Raw genomic sequence first — 2,407 nt, forward strand, 5'->3', positions numbered from 1 at the left:
CCACGATGGCGGCCAGCATGATCCCGACGAGCCCGCCGTGAAACGACATCCCGCCCTCCCACATGCGGAAGACGTACAGCGGGTCGTGCAGCCATTGTCCGCTGCTGTACACGAGCGTGTAGCCGAGCCGCCCGCCCACGACCACGCCGACCACCGCCGCCAGGATGATCTCGAGCATGTCGTCGAAGGAAAGCCCCAGCTCCCAGCGCTCGTTGAGCTTGCGCAGCGCCAGCAGCGAGCCGACGAACCCGGCCACGTACGCCAGCCCGTACCAGCGCACCTGCACGGGGCCGAGGCTCAGCGCGACCGGGTCGATCCCGGGGTAGGTCAGCGCCAAGTCACATCGCCTCGAGCCGGCGGATGCGCTCCTCGATGGGGGGGTGGGTGTTGAACAGCCCGTCGATGCCCTTGTTGCGGTCTTTGAGCGGGTTGAAGATGTACAGCGATTCGGTCGCGCGGTTCGCCACGCGCAGCGGCGTCGTGTCCGCCGCGATCTTCCTCAGCGCCCCGGCGAGCCCGTCGGGGTAGCGTGTCAGCACCGCGGCGCTCGCGTCGGCGAGGAACTCGCGCTTGCGCGAGATCGACATCTGCATCACCACCGCAGCGAACGGCGCCACTATCGCCAGCACGAGCCCGATGACCGCGAAGACCACGTTGCCCCCGTTGTCCTCGTCGATGCCGCCCCAGATCATGGAGCGCGCGAACCACTCGGAGATGTACGCGACCGTCCCGGCGAGCACCGCCGTGAGCATCTGCAGCCGCGTGTCGAAGTTCTGGATGTGCGCGAGTTCGTGCGCGATGACGCCCTCGAGCTCGAGGCGGTCCATCTTGGTCACCAGCCCGCGTGTCAGCGCGATCGCGGCGTGCCTCGGATCGCGCCCCGTCGCGAACGCGTTGGGCGCCGGGTCCTCGATGATGTAGCACGCCGGCACGGGCAGGCCCGCCGCGATGGCGAGCGCCTCGACCGTGTTGACGATGTAGGGCTCCGTCTCCCGGGCCACCGGCCGCGCGCGGCTCATCCCGAGCACGAGCTTGTCGGAGTACCAGTACGACGTGAACCCGCCGAACAGCGCGAGCGCGAACCCGCAGAACGTCAGCAGGCCGCCGGTGCCGGCCGCCTCATCGAAGATCCACGACAGCAGCAAGACGAAGAGCACGAAGCCCGTGACGAGCATCGCGCTCTTCAGCTTGTTGGACGCTACCTGGTCGAACACGGCTTGACGTCCGCCTCACTCGCCTTCGAGACTAGAACTGGACCTTGACGGGCTCCTTGGCGGCTTCCTCGATCTCGAAGTACTCGGCGGCCTGGAAGCCGAGGATGCCGGCGACCAGGTTGGCCGGGAACGACTCGATGCCGGTGTTGTAGCTCATGACCGAGTCGTTGTAGAACTGCCGCGCGTACGCGATCTTGCTCTCGGTCCCGGAGAGCTCCTCCTGCAGCATCATGAAGTTCTGGTTCGCCTTGAGCTCCGGGTACGCCTCGGCGACGGCGAACAGGCTGCGCAACGTGCTCGTCAGCATGTTCTCGGCCGCACCCTGGGCGGCGACGCCGGTCGCGTCGACGGCCACCTGGCGGGCCTTGATGACCGCTTCGAGCGTCGCGGACTCGTGCTTCGCATAGCCCTTGACGGTCTCGACGAGGTTCGGGATGAGGTCGTAGCGACGGCGCAGCTGCACGTCGATCTGCGACCACGCGTTCTTGACGCGGTTGCGGAGCACGACGAGGCGGTTGTACAGCGCGATGAGGAAGACCGCCACGACGACGAACCCGCCACCGCAACAGAGCGCGATGATGGCGACCCATTCCATGCGAGCGACACCCTCCTTCCGCCCCCCGTGCGCTCGAGGAGCGCACCGCGGGCACTGGGGTACAGTTTGCCCGGCGACAACTCTAGCAGACTGACGGGACGAGACACGTGATACCGCTGCGCGACGAGGACCGGCCGCCGATCGTGCCTTGGGCGACGCTCGGCCTACTGGCCGCGTGTGCTGCGGTGTTCGCCTATCAGCTCACCCTGCGCGGAGACGCGGCGCAGGCGTTCGTGGACGCTTGGGTGCTCGACCCGCACCGGCTCGGCGTCACGCGGCTCTACACGCTGCTGACCTCGGCGTTCATCCACGCGACCTGGGGCCACATCGTGTCGAACCTGCTGTTCCTGTGGGTGTTCGGGCCCGGCGTGGAGGAGCGCTCCGGCGGCGTGCGCTTCCTCGCGCTCTACCTCGCCTGCGCGCTCGCGGGCGCACTCGCGTACCTGTGGTGGCCGGGCGGCCCGGACACGCCGCTGGTCGGAGCGAGCGGCGCCATCTCGGGCGTGCTCGGCGCCGCGCTCGTCCTGCGACCGCGGGCGCATCTCCGCGTGGCAGTGCTCGCCGTGGTCGTGCCCGTCGGCGTCACGCGGCTCCAGAC

The 2,407-nt window shown here is 68.6% G+C and carries 4 protein-coding genes; 1 reads left to right on the top strand and 3 read right to left on the bottom strand.

The genetic code is table 11. The features are described 5' to 3' along the window. The 3 genes from FDZ70_09350 to FDZ70_09360 form a co-directional block, all read right to left on the bottom strand. Window positions 1–337, bottom strand: a 337-nt coding sequence (locus FDZ70_09350) for a prolipoprotein diacylglyceryl transferase (protein TLM70116.1), incomplete at its 3' end; no start/stop codon positions are given. A 1-nt stretch (window position 338) separates the two neighbouring features. Further along, complete coding sequence (locus tag FDZ70_09355; GenBank protein TLM70119.1) at window positions 339–1,175, bottom strand: zinc metalloprotease HtpX; 837 nt, start codon at window positions 1,173–1,175, stop codon at window positions 339–341. A gap of 70 nt (window positions 1,176–1,245) precedes the next feature. Further along, on the bottom strand, window positions 1,246–1,809 hold the full coding sequence (locus FDZ70_09360; GenBank protein TLM70117.1) for a LemA family protein: 564 nt from the start codon (window positions 1,807–1,809) through the stop codon (window positions 1,246–1,248). 107 nt (window positions 1,810–1,916) lie between these two features. On the opposite strand from FDZ70_09360, the gene FDZ70_09365 reads away from it, so the two are divergent. Beyond that, window positions 1,917–2,407 (top strand): rhomboid family intramembrane serine protease (locus FDZ70_09365; protein ID TLM70118.1); only part of this gene is annotated, 491 nt, incomplete at its 3' end.

It is taken from the genome of Actinomycetota bacterium, assembly GCA_005774595.1.
In the GTDB taxonomy this organism is placed as follows: domain Bacteria; phylum Actinomycetota; class Coriobacteriia; order Anaerosomatales; family D1FN1-002; genus D1FN1-002.